General features: G+C 44.6%; 14 protein-coding genes. 4 read left to right on the top strand and 10 right to left on the bottom strand.

Annotation, left to right across the window (positions count from 1 at the left end):
• Nucleotides 1–171: 171 nt before the first annotated feature.
• From B3A20_RS02535 to B3A20_RS02520, 4 genes are read right to left on the bottom strand one after another with little or no spacing between them, the layout of a single operon-like run.
• Nucleotides 172–1,233 carry an acyltransferase family protein gene (locus B3A20_RS02535; protein ID WP_290761479.1) on the bottom strand — a complete coding sequence of 354 codons (1,062 nt, stop codon included), beginning with the start codon at nucleotides 1,231–1,233 and terminating at the stop codon, nucleotides 172–174.
• Nucleotides 1,230–2,657 carry a lipopolysaccharide biosynthesis protein gene (locus B3A20_RS02530; RefSeq protein WP_290761477.1) on the bottom strand — a complete coding sequence of 476 codons (1,428 nt, stop codon included), beginning with the start codon at nucleotides 2,655–2,657 and terminating at the stop codon, nucleotides 1,230–1,232. Before B3A20_RS02530 ends, B3A20_RS02535 begins: the two co-directional genes overlap by 4 nt.
• A 45-nt stretch (nucleotides 2,658–2,702) precedes the next feature.
• A complete protein-coding gene (locus B3A20_RS02525) occupies nucleotides 2,703–3,698 on the bottom strand; it encodes a glycosyltransferase family 2 protein (protein ID WP_290761475.1) in 996 nt (331 codons plus the stop codon).
• Nucleotides 3,655–4,635 (bottom strand): hypothetical protein, encoded by a 981-nt coding sequence (locus B3A20_RS02520; RefSeq protein WP_290761473.1) that lies wholly within the window; start codon nucleotides 4,633–4,635, stop codon nucleotides 3,655–3,657. The genes B3A20_RS02525 and B3A20_RS02520 overlap by 44 nt, the downstream gene beginning before the upstream one ends.
• Before the next feature lie 22 nt (nucleotides 4,636–4,657).
• Between B3A20_RS02520 and B3A20_RS02515 the strand changes: the two genes are divergently transcribed.
• On the top strand, nucleotides 4,658–4,834 hold the full coding sequence (locus B3A20_RS02515) for a hypothetical protein (protein ID WP_290761471.1): 177 nt from the start codon (nucleotides 4,658–4,660) through the stop codon (nucleotides 4,832–4,834).
• Between the two features lie 208 nt (nucleotides 4,835–5,042).
• Here B3A20_RS02515 and B3A20_RS02510 read toward each other — a convergent pair whose 3' ends face one another.
• The 5 genes from B3A20_RS02510 to B3A20_RS02490 all read right to left on the bottom strand — a co-directional run bounded on the left by B3A20_RS02510 (nucleotide 5,043) and on the right by B3A20_RS02490 (nucleotide 10,954).
• A complete protein-coding gene (locus tag B3A20_RS02510) occupies nucleotides 5,043–6,083 on the bottom strand; it encodes a polysaccharide pyruvyl transferase family protein (protein ID WP_290761469.1) in 1,041 nt (346 codons plus the stop codon).
• Between the two features lie 12 nt (nucleotides 6,084–6,095).
• The gene (locus B3A20_RS02505; protein ID WP_290761466.1) at nucleotides 6,096–7,220 is read right to left on the bottom strand and encodes a glycosyltransferase family 4 protein; all 1,125 of its coding nucleotides are present in this window, start codon (nucleotides 7,218–7,220) and stop codon (nucleotides 6,096–6,098) included.
• A 19-nt stretch (nucleotides 7,221–7,239) separates the two neighbouring features.
• Entirely contained in the window at nucleotides 7,240–8,412 is a 1,173-nt protein-coding gene (gene cps2T / locus B3A20_RS02500) for a beta 1-4 rhamnosyltransferase Cps2T (protein WP_290761464.1), read from the bottom strand.
• Nucleotides 8,413–8,509: 97 nt separating this feature from the next.
• Nucleotides 8,510–9,598, bottom strand: a complete 1,089-nt coding sequence (locus B3A20_RS02495; protein ID WP_290761462.1) for an NAD-dependent epimerase/dehydratase family protein — start codon at nucleotides 9,596–9,598, stop codon at nucleotides 8,510–8,512.
• A 9-nt stretch (nucleotides 9,599–9,607) separates the two neighbouring features.
• A complete protein-coding gene (locus B3A20_RS02490) occupies nucleotides 9,608–10,954 on the bottom strand; it encodes a UDP-glucose dehydrogenase family protein (RefSeq protein WP_290761460.1) in 1,347 nt (448 codons plus the stop codon).
• Nucleotides 10,955–11,142: 188 nt separating this feature from the next.
• On the opposite strand from B3A20_RS02490, the gene B3A20_RS02485 reads away from it, so the two are divergent.
• From B3A20_RS02485 to B3A20_RS02475, 3 genes are all read left to right on the top strand, one after another.
• Nucleotides 11,143–12,330 (top strand): alpha/beta hydrolase, encoded by a 1,188-nt coding sequence (locus tag B3A20_RS02485; protein ID WP_290761458.1) that lies wholly within the window; start codon nucleotides 11,143–11,145, stop codon nucleotides 12,328–12,330.
• Nucleotides 12,331–12,448: 118 nt separating this feature from the next.
• Nucleotides 12,449–14,311: a glycoside hydrolase family 9 protein gene (locus B3A20_RS02480; RefSeq protein WP_290761456.1), complete on the top strand. Its 1,863-nt coding sequence runs from the start codon at nucleotides 12,449–12,451 to the stop codon at nucleotides 14,309–14,311.
• Nucleotides 14,312–14,646: 335 nt separating this feature from the next.
• A complete protein-coding gene (locus B3A20_RS02475; RefSeq protein ID WP_290761454.1) occupies nucleotides 14,647–16,644 on the top strand; it encodes a glycoside hydrolase family 9 protein in 1,998 nt (665 codons plus the stop codon).
• 61 nt (nucleotides 16,645–16,705) lie between these two features.
• On the opposite strand, the gene B3A20_RS02470 is transcribed toward B3A20_RS02475, so the two are convergent.
• Nucleotides 16,706–17,365 carry a hypothetical protein gene (locus tag B3A20_RS02470; RefSeq protein WP_290761452.1) on the bottom strand — a complete coding sequence of 220 codons (660 nt, stop codon included), beginning with the start codon at nucleotides 17,363–17,365 and terminating at the stop codon, nucleotides 16,706–16,708.
• Nucleotides 17,366–17,408: the final 43 nt, after the last annotated feature.

The following is a 17,408-nucleotide window of genomic DNA, read 5'->3' as shown; positions in this document are numbered from 1 at the left end:
ATCGGCGAATGGACTATTGTGGAAGGGGAAAAATTTCATGGAAAAGCTGGAACGTTTCAAATCTAAAAAACAGAATATCCTGTTTTTTATTCTCTTAAAGGATTTTGCGAAAGAAAATATACGTTCCCCGTTCAAATGATGAAGAACGTTTATTTGAATAGGCTTGATGAATTAGATTCTTTGTTTAATGATTTGTAGTTTTCGATACGAAAACTTAAGAAACCTTTCAAATGTATTTGTGTAAATTAGCTCAGCTAGTATACCAACAGCGAATATGAGTAATACGGAACCAATGTAATGGTAGCCATAAGCAAATAGAGAAAGCTTATAGTATTGACATGCGCTTAGCGTTTTGTCCCATAGGATGTCTTTTATGAATGAGGCTCCGCCATGAATCATATAAGCTCCGACGGACATTCTTCCAAGGAAAAGAATGATTCCGTTCTCTATGAATTGAATGTTTACAAAAGAATAGAACATGCATAAGCTCGTAAAAAACATAACAGGGGAATGTGTATCTTGCAAACGTCTGATGCACGAATAAAATAAAGGGCTGTAGTTGGCTCCTAAGTGGGATAGTACAATTTCTGTTCCTAATATGCCTAAAAATAAGACAGGAAATGCGATTTTCCCGTATTTTCGCAAGAAGTTCCTTTGTGGATATTTCTCAAGATACCCAATAGTCAGATATATGCACAATCCACAAGCTAATCGTCCCAAAAACAGATTTCCAGAAGCAAAAGCAACGAAATATGTAGATATTATAATGGTCAGGAGACTTATTCTCAGATATTGCTCTGAGGATGATTCCAGAATAGAATTCAATGCCGGGTGTAGGATGTATAACACAACATATACAGAAATAAACCAATATTGGAATGCAAATACTCCTAGTACAGATTTTATAAAAGTAATTATGTTAAATGGGACAATTCCGATGCTATTTGCTATGAGGACAACTGCGGTTCCGTAAATAGAAACTTTCCCCACCAGCAAAAAGGCTTTTTCCATGTTGATGTTTTTGCTTTTGATAAGAAAATAGGCAGAAATGACGAAAAAAATATTGACGCCAAGAGTTCCCCATGAACCGACAAGGAATGAAAAAATTTGATTAGGAGAAACAGGAGAACTACATATGCCGTCGTTGCAAGCGTGAATTTGCCAATGATAGGCCACTATCATGAGCATTGATATCACTCGCATTAATTCTATTGCGATATTCTTTTTTTTCATGTTTTTTCTTTTTTAAGGATGCAGGCTGTTTTTATAATAGTTTTTCGCATGACAATAGCAAATACAATGACGAAACCGATAATAGACCATCTGATTTCTGTATACTTGTAAAGAATTGGGATACAAGCTATTATTGCGGAAAAAATCAAAGACACTTTTAAGATGAAACTGTCATCATAAATTTTTATCCCGTCTATATGTTTCTTTATGGTCAGCTGCATAAATACATAGTGCATGATTGCATATATGACATAGCTAAACCATGTGGAGTATGCTGCTGCGATATATCCAAATTTAGGAACAAGTAGGAAGTTTGCTGTAAGTATTACGACCCCTGCACAAACGCTAGCAAAAGATACATACTTGGTTTCTTTGAAATAATATTCGATATTCGCAAATGTGTTGTATAAAAAACCAAAAAAACAAACAGCAACCAAAGGCGGTATGGCGTATATGGCGTCATAATATGCAGAGTTGGCAAATATACGAACTAGTTCTGGGGCTACTAGAGCCATTGCTATATCTAGGATCGCAATTATAATAAGGGCTATGGTTATGGGCTTTTTAATTTCATTGTAGCTCTTAATTGCCATTTTCTGATATGTCCAAGGAACCAGGGTTTTGGTCAACGCGTCGTTAAAGACCATCATTAAAAGAGCCAAGCTGTTTGCTAAAGCATAAATGCCTGACATATTGCCACCGCAATACCTATCAACAAACAATTGTCCGACTTTCAATAGAAATGCCATAGATAGGAAATGGGGAATAAGAGGTAGGCAATATTGAATGCAATACTTCCAATATTTTAGGACAAAGAATGTTTTGCTTTTTTTTACGCTCCAATATAAAATAAATATGGCTGCAATTCCGTTTGTTAAGACAAGCCCTATAACTCGGGCCCATCCCTTATACAGTCCAATGTCCTTGGAGAATACAATTAAAAAGAACGCTATTATAGGGGATAGCATACCTGTCGCTATGGAGACAAGCGTCAAGGCCTTGTATCTTTGGTTAAATCGCTCTGACTGAGACCAAAATGAAAAAAAAGCAACAGAAGCCATATCGACAAATAACAGAATTGAAACCCACGTAGGGAATGCATTTATTTCTCCAATAAAAGATTTTACAATAAGGAAAATCCCCAGAAAAAACAGCACCAATAGTATCGTCAAAAATTCGGCACTAGAAATAAAATCATCTTGTTTATCTTTGAATTCGACTAAAGCTTTTGCTGTTGCATAGCTGGAAATATTTAATGTTACGAATACAGTAAATATGGTTTCCCATGACTGGAATACAGCATACTGGGCAAATTCCTCGGTTGTCATGATTCTTGTAAAAACAGGAGTAAAGACAACCATGATTGCTTTTTGAAATATATTTGCCGCTAAAAAAAATAGAGACGCCTTTGCAGATAAAGGCATTTTTTTATACGACGCAACGAATTTATTCAGCTGAGTTCTGAACAATTAAACACTACCCTTGAAAATTCTGTTTCGCTTTCGTTGAGCCATATCCGCCCATAGACATGGTGCTAAGATGACACAAATGATGCGAATCTTGGATTTTAGCGGAATATTTCTGCAAAACAGTAATGGAATACCCATTTTTCTAATTTCGTTTTTCCATCTCCTGAATTCCTCAGGATAGTCGTTTTGTTTTGAATTTGAAATAAGGGCGAGCATGCCGTTGATTTTCAGGTGCGTTCTGAACAGCGAAAGCATATTTAGGAAGTCTTTTCCGTTTGCAACCCTCTCTTTTTCAATTAAATTCAAGGATAGTTCGTTGTTGGTAAACATTTTTATATTGAACTTCGTTGTTGCACTTTCCTGTACATTTCTTCGATAGTAGTAAATCTTGTGGTTGCTTATTGTTACGTGGTTTGCATGTTGAGCTGCAGTCACGATGAAATGAAGTCCTTCTCCTGAAAAAAGATTCGTATTCTGTCGAATTCGGTTTGATTCAAGCCAGCTTCTTCTATATAGCTTATTGTAGGATCCAACCACCAGCTTGGGCGACAAAAGCAATGTTGCCGCCTTTTCTGATGAAATCGTTTCAATTTTTTCTACAGAAGTCTGTTTATCAGTCTTTTGGGTAAAATACTCCGTAGTCATGCACATGTCAGAATCATCTCTTTTTTGCAGAGACACCAAATGACTGACATGATCTTTGGAAATCCAGTCGTCGGAATCAACAAAAAGGACAAAATCACCTCGAGCGGCATCCATTCCAACATTTCTAGCAACCGCAACCCCTTCGTTGTGTTTGTGGATTACGCGAACGCGAGCATCCTTTTGTGCATATTCATCGGCGATTTGGCCACTGCGATCTGGAGAACCATCATCAACAAGAATCAGTTCGATATTGCTATAATCTTGATTGAGAACGGATTCTATACATTTCTGGACATATTTTTCGACCTTATAAATTGGAATTATTATTGATACTAAAGCACTGTTGTTCATGGGGTCCTTCTGTTTGTTCATTTTCCCAGGATTTTCTTGTTGCTATCCCGAGTAGAATAAAATAAATGCCCGTTCCCATAATGGTAACGCTTGATTCTGAGAAGAAAATACTTACAAGTAATCCATAAAAAAGGGCCTTGCAGAGTAAGAAAAACTCATTGTGGCTTCTTTGGTAGTTTTCATTGATTTTTTTTATAATTTGATACATCAAACCGATAAATGCTATTGTTCCTATAGCGCCGATTTGAACTGCCATTGCTCCAATAAAACTTTCTGCAACTTCGACATCTGCCGCCGCAAGCATTGATGCAGATGCTCCTGCTGTACCCAAGCCGTTCCCGAACAGCCCACTCGACATAATACCGTTAATGAAACCGTTAAAATGCACTGCAACGGAGTTGTCTGCTCCCATAATCATTTTTTTTACATTAATAACGATTACTCCTATGAGCAATGCATATGCTAGTTTAGAAATGGATTTTGGGATGTTTTTATTGTAGTAAAGCTTTATCATCATCAGGATAGCCATGTTGATAAAGACTGCTTTTGATAGAGTCAATATGCAGATTATGGCAAGAAAGAACCAGCATATGGTATGGAAATTGAATCTTTTGTGTTTTAAATTGAGGCTTTTTTTAAAGGTGGCTATACCAAAAGCCAAGGATATTAAAAATGCACTGGCAAGAGGATCCGCTGTGTGAGTAACAACCCTTCGTAGCATTGGACCGAAGTCGTATGTGTAGAAATTTGCAGTGACTCCGTTGATCAGCCCCCAGGGGGTATTTCCTTTAATGTCTATTGCGTATTGGCTATAACCGATGTTTGTCCAAAATGAATCGCCTACCTTATATTCGATAATCCCACTTATGGCGAGGAATATGCCAAAGTAAAGGATTGATCGCAATAGTTTTGGAACCATGGGGGTGGGGAGAATCATTGATTTCCCTATTCCGATGCAAATGATGGGAAGTACAAGGAATCGTGCAACAAGAATTCTTGCTTGGATAGGTGCTGGTGAAAAAAAGAAATTCCAAATGATGGCTAAAATGTATAGAGAAACAAAAAGAAAATACTTTGATTTTGTATGGATTTTTATCTTAAAGGATGCTAAAAGACAGAATACGATGCTTAAATAAAGCATCATTTCTTTTATCAATGTAAAAGATTTTATTGTTGATGCTGAAACGTAATTAAAGACTACAATACAAATAAGATTTTGACAAAATATGGCAATGAGAAAAAAACGCAGCATGTTTATGTTTCGCTTTGATGCGAAATAAACTGCGAATACAATATAAAAAATGAATAAAATGTAAAATGGTATAACCATTTTTCAAATGCACCTTATGTAATTTTGTCCTTTAAATATGTTATAGATTTGGTCACGAGTCTTTTTAGGTTCTTTTCTACAACGCTGTAATTAATGGAATTTTTTCCAATATAGTTATTTATTCCTGTATTCTTTTGATATACAGGTAACTGAATTTCAAATTGAGATAGCAAGCAGTTTATTTTATCAATTTTGTCCTGACGCGAAAACAAAATAATTTGCTTGTGATTCTTTATAGCAAAGATTGTTCCGTGGTAAGAATCCGTGACGACGATGGAGGCTGCTCTGAATGCTGAAATCCATTCTCCCAGCCTAGCAGTGTCGTATGACTTATTAGCCCAGTTGCAGATTCTGCCTATTGAAATGATTTTTAGCTTTTTCTCTTTGGCGAATTGCTGAATATCTTTAGAATATTCAGCCCAGTCAGAAAAACAATAGACGAGGATGTAATCTTTTTCGGGAAACGCCTGGTTAAAAAGTTTGAAGTCGTATAAAAACGTAGGATCTAGCGTTTCAATGATATCTGTAAATCCATTCTGCTGCAGTAGTTGTGTTGTGCGATTGTCGCGTACGCTAATTTTGCCCATCGTCTGGAGACTGTCTTTTTCGTCTGCGGATAAAGCGTAATCTGTATTCATGTATTCACAACTTGGAGAATACGTAGCTTTTTTTGCATTGATTCCGACGCCATAATATAGCTTATCGCTCATAGGATGGAGCAAGTTGAAAATGGCATCTGAACCGAGAATGACAAAATCATAATGCAGTTCGTTAATTGATTGTGCTGAGCGGACTGCTGTAGATATGTTGTAGATGGATTTGTCTCGTTTAAAAAAAAGATGCCTGATTAGGTCTCGAACTATTTTAATTGGATTGATTTTACAGCCAGGATGACTGAGGCACATTTTCAAATTGAGAATCTTATTCTTAAAAGGCACATAATTTATCATTTCGACATTATGGCCTAATGCTTCAAGCGTCTTTTGTAGTGCGAAACTTTGTGCCCTTGCTCCGTAGTTGTCCGCAAAAAACCATGTTAGGATTCCGATCTTCATAAGATTTTTTTATTAAATGTAGCATTCTGCTATCATTTGCTTTGTTAATTTTTCCCAGTCTAATTCGGATTTTACCAATTTATAACCATTTTCTCCCATTTCTACGAGATTATTTTGGTTTGCTATCAGGCGTTCTATAGCTCTTGCTAGGCTTGCTTCGTCTCCTCTTTTGGATACAAAGCCCGAGATGTTCTCCTTTACAAACTGGGTAAATGCTTGCAAATCTGAAGAAATAACAGGTTTCTTGTAACCGTATGCTAGTTGAATGACGCCACTTTGGTACACGTCCGTATAAGGCAAAACGCAAGCATCTGCGGCTCCGTAATAGTACTTGATTTCGTTGTCAGGAATGTATCTTATATCTAATTTCAGGCAATTGTCTAGCTGGTTGGAATTTATTATCTTTTCACATTCGGAAAAATCTGTTTTCCAAACACTTCCGGCTATGATGACGGATAGTTCTGGATGCTTGTCTTTTAAAAGGGATAGCGCTTTTAAAAGAACATCGACTCCTTTGACTTTTTTGATTTGCCCAAAGAACAACAAAACCAGCTTGTTTTCGGGAATTCCCAATATCTTACGGCTTCCACTTTTCTCTGCGGTTTCTATGTAGTCCAACATGTGTCCGTGAGGGATAATTCGAACCTTGTCTACATCGTTAGGGAACAAGCTTGCAAATCGGGACTTGTTTCCTGGAGCTTGTAAAATAATCTTGTCTGCGAGATCGTATAGTTTCCCGTAAAAATATCTATCATAAAAAAGCTCATTGAACGGTAGAATGTCGTGAACCGTCATGATTAGTTTGGCTTTTGATAACTTTTTTATCTTTTTTAGGAAAAAATAGTCTATTGGCGATGCGATAAACCACTCGGTCTGTATTACATCGTAGTTGTTTTCTTTTACTAGTTGTAAAATTTTTCTGTAAGAGGCTAGATAGTTGCCTATTTTGGGGATTATGCCGATTCCCTTCTCGTCTGTATTGAACCACCTATATTTTTTACAGATGCAATTTTCGTCTTCTTTTTTCAAATCTGTAACGAGTTCAACATCGATCCCGTTTTTGATAAGTCCATTCGCAAGGGAATACGTATATCTAAAATTCACCTTGGCAATTTGGTCTATGAGTAGTATCTTCATAAGCAAAAAGACGTTCTAACTATTGTAGGGTGCTGTTCCATATAAGAATGTATTGATTGGAAATGTAATTCCAATTGTAGGCATCAGTTATTCTTTTTGTGCTTGCTGAAGCGAGGTGGCTGATTACTTCGCTATTGAGTTGATCAGCTTCTTCTATGGTTGTCGCTAAACTATGAGGTTGTTTTGTCCAATATATTGCTGCGTCTTCAGCTACTTCTCGGTTGAATCCCACGTCCAAAAGAAGGTTTAAGTCACTACTGGCGAGCGCTTCTAGCAAGCTTGGGTTGGTCCCGCCGACTTCGTGACCATGAAAGTAGGCATATGCTTGTTCACGAATTTTCATCAAAAGTTCTTGGTCATAAACAGTGCCAACGAACTTGATGCGGGGATCTTTGTCGAAATGAGTCTTTTTCTTGAGCTTTTCCAAGAACCTCTTGTTTACGTTCGTGATTAATGCAAAATTCTTCGTAGTCTTGCTTGCCATGAATTCGCGAATCATCGTTTCGTAATTGTTTTCAGGAACGAAACGACCGACAACTAGATAATATTGTTTGGGCTGTAGACCTTTTTCGTCAAGCCAGTTTACGAAAGTTTTGTCGTCATCAGCGAGGTGGCTTTTGCGGATTTCTGCTCCGTAAGCGATGTATGTAGTGTTTGGTTTATATTTGGCGTATGTTTCGCGAATGTATTTTTCGATGTTCTTGGAATCACAAATGAGTAAGTCTGCATATTTGACCATCAGATTTTCGCTGAATTTCCAATATTTTCGGACAGGCAGAGACCACTTTGCTCGAAGCCATTCATGACCATCCGGATTCACATATAGTTTTCCTCCCAGTGCGTGAATTTTTTTTTGGAATATGCGCATGAAGGGACCGATACGACAAGCTAGACAATATATAATAGGGTGTTGTATGTTATTTTTTTTTATGTAGCGGATGCTTTGCAAAAGGGCTTGGATATCATAAATGATTGCCGCTACTGCACCAATTGGGGGAACTTTTACATTGAAACAATGGGCGTTGTGATACTCAAATTCGCCATTTTCTGTTGATTTACACGCTACGTGATATTTGAAGCGTTTGTCATTTTCCTGATATTCTGTCAATTTATCAACGAAGGTTTCGTATCCACCATACGCTCCGGGGATACCTTTACTTCCAATAATAAAAATATGCTGAATATCGTTCATAATGAATAGAGTCTAATTAATGATGATTGTTGCACAAATAATATAGTAAATGGTGATTTTATAGGTATGCTATGTTCTTTTTTATAGTATTTTCCCGCTACTCTTCCTTCCCATAATACTCCGCATACCATTCCGCGAACTTCCTTAAACCTTCGCGGAGCGGGGTGGCGGGCTTGAAGCCGAAATCCTGTTCCAGAGCGGTCGTGTCGGCGTAGGTCACGGGAACGTCACCGGGCTGCATGGGCACAAGTTCCTTGTGGGCTTCGAAGTCGTAATCGGCGGGGAGTACCTTCGCGCGGACGAGCTCTTCTTGGAGAATCGTCACGAAGTCGAGCAGGTTTTCCGGGTGGTTGTTGCCGATGTTGTAGACCTTGTACGGCGGGAGGGGGAGTCCGTCTTCGCCGCTTCGCTTTTCGGGGGCGTGCTGCATCACGCGTACGACGCCTTCGACAATGTCATCGACGTAGGTAAAGTCGCGCTTGCACTTGCCGTAGTTGAAAATTTGGATGGTCTTGCCGGCCTTGAGCTTGTTGGTGAATCCGAAGTACGCCATGTCCGGGCGGCCTGCGGGGCCGTAGACGGTAAAGAAGCGGAGCCCGGTGCTCGGAATGTTGTAGAGCTTGCTGTAGGCGTGCGCCATGAGTTCGTTGCTCTTCTTGGTGGCGGCGTAGAGTGAGACCGGATTGTCGACTTTGTCGTCGGTGGAGTACGGGATTTTCTTGTTGCTGCCGTACACGCTGGAGGAACTTGCGTACACGAGGTGCTCGACTTCGCCTTTTTCGGCGCCCCTGCGGCAGGCTTCCAGAATGTTGTAGAATCCGATGAGGTTGCTCTGGATGTAGGCGTCGGGGTTTGTGATGGAGTAGCGGACGCCTGCCTGGGCGGCGAGGTTCACGACGACGGCAAAGTGGTACTTCTCGAACAGGCTGTCGATGGCGGCCTTGTCGGCGAGGTTTGCTTTGATAAACGTCCACTTCTTGCCGGTGGCGGTGGCGAGCGCTTCGATTTCCTTGAGGCGTTCATGCTTGATGTTCACGTCGTAGTAGTCGGTGATGCTATCGAGTCCGACGAGTTCTGCGCAGTTGTAGTCGTTGAGTAACTTCTTGCAGAGGTTGCAACCGATAAATCCAGCTGCACCTGTAACGAGAACGGCCTTTCCATTGAGGATAACGTTTTTGTCAAGCATGGCTATACCTTAGCAACCGATGGCGCTGTATTCAAAGCCGGCGTCGGCGAGCTCCTTTGCGTCGTAGATGTTGCGTCCGTCGATGATGAGGGCGTTCTTCATCGACTTCTTCATCACGCCGAAGCTCGGCATGCGGAACTGCTTCCATTCGGTGACGAGCAGCAAGGCGTCGGCATCGAGCAAAGCTTCGTACATGTCGTTGCAGTAAACGATTTGGCTTGCGATTGTTGCTGCGTCGGGGCGTGCTGCCATGCGGCGCTTGCATTCGTTCATGGCGACTGGGTCGTACACGCGGATTGTTGCGCCGGCCTTGGTCAAGAGGTCGATGAGCACGAGGGCGGTGGCTTCGCGCATGTCATCAGTTTCGGGCTTGAAGGCGAGGCCCCACATGGCAATGGTCTTGCCCTTGAGGTTTGCTTCGCCACCGAAGCGCTTGGCGAGCTTGTTGAACAGCACCGTCTTCTGGTATTCGTTCACTTCTTCGACGGCCTTGAGAACGCCCATCTTGTAGCCGTTCTTTTCGGCGGTCTTGATGAGGGCTTTCACGTCTTTCGGGAAGCAGCTTCCACCGTAGCCGCAGCCCGGGTAGAGGAATTTGCTGCCGATGCGGGTGTCGCTACCGATGCCCTTACGGACCATGTTCACGTCGGCGCCCACGAGTTCGCAGAGGTTTGCGATGTCGTTCATGAAGCTGATGCGGGTTGCGAGCATGGAGTTTGCGGCGTACTTGATCATTTCGGCGCTCGGGATGTCCGTGAAAATCACGCGGAAGTTGTTGAGCATCATCGGGCGGTAGAGGCGGGTCATGAGTTCCTTGGCCTGTTCGCTTTCCACACCGACGACAACGCGGTCGGGCTTCATGAAGTCCGTGATGGCGGAGCCTTCCTTCAAAAATTCCGGATTGCTTGCGACGTCGAACGGAACGTTCACACCACGCTTGTCGAGCTCTTCCTGGATGGCGGCCTTGACCTTCTTGGCGGTGCCGACTGGGACGGTAGACTTGGTCACGAGAACGGTGTACTTCTTGATGTTCTGGCCGAACGTGCGTGCCACGGCGAGCACGTACTGCAAGTCGGCGGAACCGTCTTCGTCGGGGGGCGTACCCACGGCGCTGAATACCATTTCGACATTGTCGAGGACGCTCGCGAGGTCGGTCGTGAAGTTGAGGCGGCCTTCGCGCTGGTTACGGAGCACCATTTCGTCGAGACCCGGTTCGTATATGGGTATTTCGCCTTTCTGGAGAGATTCGATTTTAGCCTGGTTCACATCGACGCAAGTCACATTGACGCCCATTTCGGCAAAGCATGTGCCGCTTACAAGGCCTACGTAACCGGTACCGACAATTGCAATATTCATAAAAATATCCTTAAAGAATCATTTTTTTGTTTATCAATGATAAATGTAATAAAATAGTAATGACTGGCTTTGGAGGGAATCTGTGTTGTTGCACTAAAGTTGTGAACGAGTACAACGAAATATAGTCCTATCCTTGCGCTACAGATTTTTTTTGAGGTATTTTATATACAATTAGTAGGAGTGATTGGATGAAACAAATAATCTTGGCTCTCGGTTTTGGCCTTGCCGTATCCTCGTTTGCCCAGTGGGGCGGGGGTAATTTTGGTGGCGGCTTTGGCGGAGAGCAGTCCGGTAACGGTAAAATAGAGTATTCTGAAAAATTTGCCAATGTAAATTACGTGGGCGATGGACAAGTTTACCATACGCTAGATGTTTACTTGCCCAAGGAGCAGAAGGATTCGTACCCGTTAGTCATCCACACTTATGGAAGCGCCTGGAGCATGAACAATTCCAAGGGCTCTGCAGACTTGAATACAATCTGTGCCGCTTATCTCAAGGCGGGTTATGCCGTGGCAACTCCAAATCACCGTTCGGCAAGTGATGCAAAATATCCGGCGCAGTTGCACGACCTCAAGGCTGTTGTTCGTTTTATGCGTGGCAATGCGGCGAAGTATAAAATTGATACAAGTTTTATCGCCATGTCCGGATTTTCGTCGGGCGGTCACCTGTCTAGTTTGGTCGCAACAACCTGTGGCTTGGAAGAAGGCAAGTCCGGTTCTGTGACTGTAGATTTGGTGGGCTCGCTCGGTGATTTTACTTCGTTCAGCAGTTGCATCGATGCGGCAACGCTTTGGTCTCCGCCGACGGATATTTACACGATGAACCCGATAGAAAACTTTATGGGGCCGGGTACGTACGAGGGGGCGTTTATCGGTGTTGAACGGGAAGGCAATAAGGACAAGTGGATGGTCGCAAGTTCGCCGTATTACGCAAGTGAAGACGATCCGCCGGTTATTTTGTTCCATGGGACATCGGACCAGATTGTGAACAAGGAACAGAGTAAGGAACTTTACGATTCACTTAAGGCGCACAATGTGGTGACGGAACTTGTTTCGGTTCAGGGCGGTTCCCATGGCGGCTCCGAAATGTATGTCGCTGCAAACTTGGACAAGGCGGTTGCGTTTTTGGATAAGGCGCGCGAGGCGAAGGCGGCTAGGGTTCCTGATGTGGAATCGGACGATACGGATTCAACTCTCGTTTTGGGCAAGTCGCGCCTTTGGAATGCCAAAGAATCGTACTGCGTCTATTCGCTTAATGGAATGTTTGTGGCGAAAGCTCCCTCTTTTGACGGCTTGCGCTTGAACCCTGGCTCTTACTACGTTGTCGCTACGACTCCGGAGGGTGCTCGGCGCGCGTTCGGTTACGTTAAACGTTAAAAATCGTTTGCAATTTCGCACACTGGGTACAGCTGTATCCAGTTTTTGTTTTATATAAGGCTTATTTCCGCTTTTTCGGGATATATTATTAGGGTAATAAAACGGAAAGGAGTGTCCTATGAAGGTCAAATTTGGCTTAAAACAGTTCGTCCCGCTTGCGGCCACCGTGCTTTCGCTTGCGACTGCTGCAACCGCTGCAACGGCATACATCAACCAGATCGGTTACCGTCCGTCGGACCCGAAGGAATTCGCTTTGGTCGATGGTGCGGGCGATATCGAAATTGTCGATGCTGCAGGCCAAACGGTCCTCAAGGTGACGCCGAAGGCGGCTTCTCACTGGGATCCGAGCAATCAGGATGTGCAACTGGTCGATTTCTCGGAATTGAAGGCTTCGGGAACTTATTCCATCAAGCAGGGCGGGCAAGTGCTGCGCTCGGACTTGAAGATTGCCGACAAGACTTTCGAAGATATTGCAAAGGCCGCGCTCAAGTGGTATTACTACCAGCGTGCATCCATGCCGCTTGAAGAAACTTATGCAGGCCAGTGGAAACGCGATGCCGGCCATACGAATGCAACCGTGACACTCCACAATTCGACGGGTGCCTCTGGAACAATCGAGTCCAGCAAGGGCTGGTACGATGCAGGCGACTACGGGCGCTATATCGTGAACTCGGGCATTACCACCTACACGCTTCTTTCGCTTTACGAACATTTCCCGGATTACTTCAAGACGCTCAAGTGGAACATTCCCGCCGAAGGCGCCCTGCCGGACTTGCTTGCCGAAATCAAGTACAACCTGGATTGGATGCTCACGATGCAGGCTGCCGATGGCATGGTTTACCACAAGCTTTCGACACTCCAGTTCCCGGGCGACGTGATGCCGGCGAAGGATACGGAAAAGCTTTATGTTATCGGTAAGGGTACGGCTGCCGCGCTTGATTTTGCGGGTGTGATGGCTGCTGCTTACCGCGTGTATAAGCCTTATGATGAAGCTTATGCCACGAAGTGCCTTGAAGCTGCAAAGAAGGCATACGCTTGGGCCGAAAAGAATCCGAAGGTAGCCTTCAACAACCCGATGGATGTTGCTACAGGCTCGTATGGCGATGGTGAATTCTCTGATGAAAAGGCTTTTGCCGGTATGGAACTGTTCATTTCGACGGGCGATGCATCGTATAAACCGACGATTGACCCGAACAAGGTAAGCATTGTTCCTGCATGGCCTGAAATGTATGGTCTCGCTGTTTATGGCGCAGCTACCCATGCCACCGAAGTTGGCGCCGACGCTGAAACGGCAAAGCAGATGCTCTTGGATTTTGCTAATGAATTTGCATACGTTGCAACGAAGGGCTTTGGCGTTGTCATGTCTCAGGAAGATTTCGTTTGGGGCTCGAATGCCGTTGCGGGTAACCAGGGCGTATTCCTCCTCCACGCTTACTATGTGACTGGTGAACAGAAGTATTACGAAGCTGCAAAGAAGGTCATGGACTACCTGCTTGGCAAGAACCCGTTGGATATGTCGTTTGTGACGGGATTTGGTACAAAGTCTCCGATGATGCCGCACCATCGTCCGAGTACGGCTGACAAGGTGACGCCTCCGGTTCCTGGCATGGTTGTGGGCGGCCCGCAGCCGGGCGGTGAAGATATCGGAACGAAGTCTTGGGAATGCAAGGATTATAGAACGGGTCAGGCTGCAACTTCTTACACGGACAATCGTTGCAGCTATGCGACAAACGAAGTCGCAATTAACTGGAACGCCCCGTTTGCCTACCTCGCGGGTGCTCTTGAGGCTTTGAATGCTGGTTTCGCTCCGTCGTTTGCTGTTCCAGGCGTGGCGAAGGGCGGAACTTCTGCTCTCAAGCCTATTGTTTCGAGAAACCGTGTGTCGGTTGAAACTGCTCCGCGCCTCCGTTTTGCAGACCAGAAGGTGTTCATCGAAAAGAATGGCAAGCGCTTTGACCTCAAGGGCCATCTCATCAAGTAATTCTCCTACCTAACCTCAAAAATCCATATTCATAGAATGCAAACGGCGCCCCTCCCGGGACGCCGTTTTTCTGTTCTCCAGAAGTTGTCATTCCCCTAAAGGGGTCTGACTTGTTCGCCTCGGATATAGAAACATGCAAGCATGTTTCTGCATCACTCGGCTCCTTTGTCATTCCCGCCACCTTTGTCATCCCGGACCCCGTTCCGAGCGGGAATCTCCCTTTCAATGGATAAAACACTTGCAACACTTTTCTTTAAAATGATGTTCGGACGGGTAGAAAATATGCTTGAACGGCTCTATATTATATGGGCTAAAACTTGCACTTTTTTACGAGGATGTTTGTGAAAAATAATGCGTTAAAGTCCGTCGCGCTTGCCGCGCTTTTCGCAGCCCCAGCTTTCGCAGCGACTGCTTACATCAACCAGATTGGCTACCGTCCGGGCGACATCAAGGAACTCGCTTTGGTCGATGCAAACGGCAACGTGGATTTTGTGAATGCCGCAGGCCAGGTCGTTCTCTCCGTGACGCCGAAGGCCGCCTCTTACTGGGACGCGAGCGGTCAGAATGTCCAGCTCGTTGATTTCTCCAAGCTTGCCGAAGCGGGCAAGTACAGCATCAAGGTAAACGGCAACGTGCTCCGTTCTGATCTCGTCGTGAAATCCCAGACGTACGAAGAAATCGTCAAGGCCTCCATCAAGTGGTTCTACTACCAGCGCGCCTCCATGGCTCTCGAAAGCCAGTACGCAGGCAAGTGGGCTCGCGCTGCCGGCCACACGAATCCGACTGCTGAACTCCACAATTCTACGGGTGCTTCGGGCACGATCAATTCGACCAAGGGCTGGTACGATGCTGGCGACTACGGTCGTTACATTGTGAACTCGGGCATCACGACCTACACGCTCCTCTCTCTTTACGAACACTTCCCGCAGTATTTCAAGGCGCTCAAGTGGAACATTCCGGCCGAAGGCTCCCTCCCGGATTTGCTTGCCGAAATCAAGTACAATCTCGACTGGATGCTCACCATGCAGGCTTCTGACGGTGGCGTCTACCACAAGCTTACCTCCCTCGGTTTCCCGGGCGATGTGATGCCGGCGCAGGACAATTCCAAACTTTACGCCATCGGCAAGAGCACGGCGGGTACGTTTGATTTTGCCGCTGTAATGGCTATGGCTTCGCGCATTTACAAGCCGTTCGATGCCAATTACGCTTCCAAGTGCCTTGAGGCTGCCAAGAAGGCTTATGCCTGGGGACAACAGAATCCGAACCGCAACTATCTCGCCAATCCGTCGGACGTTTCGACAGGTGCCTACGAAAACGACAACCCGAACGACGAAAAGGTTCTTGCCGGGACAGAACTCTTCATCACGACGGGTGATGCTTCTTACAAGCAGTCCGGCTCATCGGAATACGTCTCTTACTGGGGCGATGTCATGGGCCTTGCCACGTACGAAAAGGCTACGCATCAGGCGCAATTTGGTGGCGATGCAAACGAAGCCAAGCAAAAGATTTTGGGCACTGCAGACAACTTTGCTAACCGCGCCGAAAAAGGCTTTGGCGTCGTGATGGCAAAGGATGACTTTGTATGGGGTTCCAATGCGGTTGCCTCCAATCAGGGCGTTTGGCTCTTGCATGCCTATTACCTCACGGGCAATCAAAAGTATTACAAGGCTGCCGTCAAGGTCTTAGATTACCTCCTTGGCAAGAACCCGCTCGACATGTCTTTTGTGACCGGTTACGGCACCAAGTCTCCGAAAATGCCGCACCACCGCCCGAGTACTTCGGATAACGTAGAAGAACCGATCCCGGGTATGCTTGTGGGTGGCCCGCAGCCTGGCGGCGAAGACGTTGGTTCTGCCGCCGAATGGAAGTGCGCTGATTATCGCAAGGGCCAGGCGGCAACCGCTTACACCGATCAGCGTTGCAGCTACGCCACGAACGAAGTCGCTATCAACTGGAACGCTCCGCTTGCATACCTCGCTGGCGCTATCGAAGCCATCAACGCGGGCTATGCTCCGGAATTTGCTGCCAATGGCGTAGCAAGACAAGACGTGCCGGCATCGAGTTCTTCTGAAACTGCCACAAGTTCTTCTTCGAGCGTTCCGCAGAGTTCGTCTTCCGCAGTCGCGTCCAGCTCCTCGTCGATTCCGAGCGTTTCATCAAGCTCGTCTGCAAACGTTGAATCTTCAAGTTCGCAGGGCACAATCGCAATTCACACGCCTGTTGAATCCAAGGTCGTTCGCTCACAGCAACCGCGCTTCCGTTTCGATGGTCACTCTCTCTTCATCGAAAAGAACGGCAAACGCTTTGATTTGAAAGGCCAAAGAATTAAGTAAATTGTAATTTGCGTCTATACAAAAAACTTCCTGATTGCAGGAAGTTTTTTTGTGGGAACTTTTAATATAGAATGGAGTTGTTTGCTCGTTTTGTTGTGTATTTGCCGTTTGCATCTCGATTGCGTGCTGAACCGTGCTTGGGCTTATTTCGAATATTTTTTTGTAACTGTAATTGGGTTTGTGGGTTGAGTGTGTATTCTCCGTAAACTAGTGCTTTTTGATGTGTGGATTCTCCTGCATAGCACGTGTCGTTAAGTATGGCTGCATAATTTTTTATAACGATGAAGTCTCCAACTTTTGCAGGTAATGATTTGGGGATGAAGACTCGATGAGCTTTAAACTTTTTGATCATGGAAGAGTCGTTGCTTGCTGGCAATGTCAATTTACGATTTGTTATGCTAATTGTTTTCATTCGCGTGATTTTGTGTTCGGTGATACCAAGTAAAGGGGCGGATGTATTTTGGTTGTCGAGACTTAGTACATTGTTGTAGTTTTCGAAAACGGTATCGATGGTGCCGCTGACATCGACTGCAAAGTGCAATAAAGAAAATGTGGAATCTTTGACGTAGTTGTAAACTTCGTTGTAAGAATTCTCGGTGACGCTGATGAATCCGTTGTGGTTTAATGTCTCGCAAACGGTTTCATCTCCATTAGGTGTTCCGTTTTCTTGTGCGATTGCAAAAATGCTTAACAGGAAGAGTGCTGTTGTAATGTGTTTCATATATCTCCTGATTTTATTTTTCGTCATTCCATGAAATCGTGTG

This window comes from Fibrobacter sp. UBA4297, from assembly GCF_002394865.1.
In the GTDB taxonomy this organism is placed as follows: Bacteria; Fibrobacterota; Fibrobacteria; order Fibrobacterales; family Fibrobacteraceae; genus Fibrobacter.
Note: the sequence above shows the minus strand (reverse complement) of the source record. Positions and strands in the feature narration are given on the sequence as shown.

Coding starts and splice junctions, on each gene's coding strand:
- B3A20_RS02515 (WP_290761471.1), top strand. CDS start 4,658: ATGATGGGAAGTACAAGGAATCGTGCAACAAGAATTCTTGCTTGGATA.
- B3A20_RS02475 (WP_290761454.1), top strand. CDS start 14,647: ATGTTTGTGAAAAATAATGCGTTAAAGTCCGTCGCGCTTGCCGCGCTT.
- B3A20_RS02495 (WP_290761462.1), bottom strand. CDS start 9,598: ATGCTTGACAAAAACGTTATCCTCAATGGAAAGGCCGTTCTCGTTACA.
- B3A20_RS02505 (WP_290761466.1), bottom strand. CDS start 7,220: ATGAAGATACTACTCATAGACCAAATTGCCAAGGTGAATTTTAGATAT.
- B3A20_RS02490 (WP_290761460.1), bottom strand. CDS start 10,954: ATGAATATTGCAATTGTCGGTACCGGTTACGTAGGCCTTGTAAGCGGC.
- B3A20_RS02525 (WP_290761475.1), bottom strand. CDS start 3,698: ATGAACAACAGTGCTTTAGTATCAATAATAATTCCAATTTATAAGGTC.
- cps2T (WP_290761464.1), bottom strand. CDS start 8,412: ATGAACGATATTCAGCATATTTTTATTATTGGAAGTAAAGGTATCCCC.
- B3A20_RS02535 (WP_290761479.1), bottom strand. CDS start 1,233: ATGAAAAAAAAGAATATCGCAATAGAATTAATGCGAGTGATATCAATG.
- B3A20_RS02510 (WP_290761469.1), bottom strand. CDS start 6,083: ATGAAGATCGGAATCCTAACATGGTTTTTTGCGGACAACTACGGAGCA.
- B3A20_RS02520 (WP_290761473.1), bottom strand. CDS start 4,635: ATGATTCTCCCCACCCCCATGGTTCCAAAACTATTGCGATCAATCCTT.
- B3A20_RS02485 (WP_290761458.1), top strand. CDS start 11,143: ATGAAACAAATAATCTTGGCTCTCGGTTTTGGCCTTGCCGTATCCTCG.
- B3A20_RS02530 (WP_290761477.1), bottom strand. CDS start 2,657: ATGCCTTTATCTGCAAAGGCGTCTCTATTTTTTTTAGCGGCAAATATA.
- B3A20_RS02480 (WP_290761456.1), top strand. CDS start 12,449: ATGAAGGTCAAATTTGGCTTAAAACAGTTCGTCCCGCTTGCGGCCACC.
- B3A20_RS02470 (WP_290761452.1), bottom strand. CDS start 17,365: ATGAAACACATTACAACAGCACTCTTCCTGTTAAGCATTTTTGCAATC.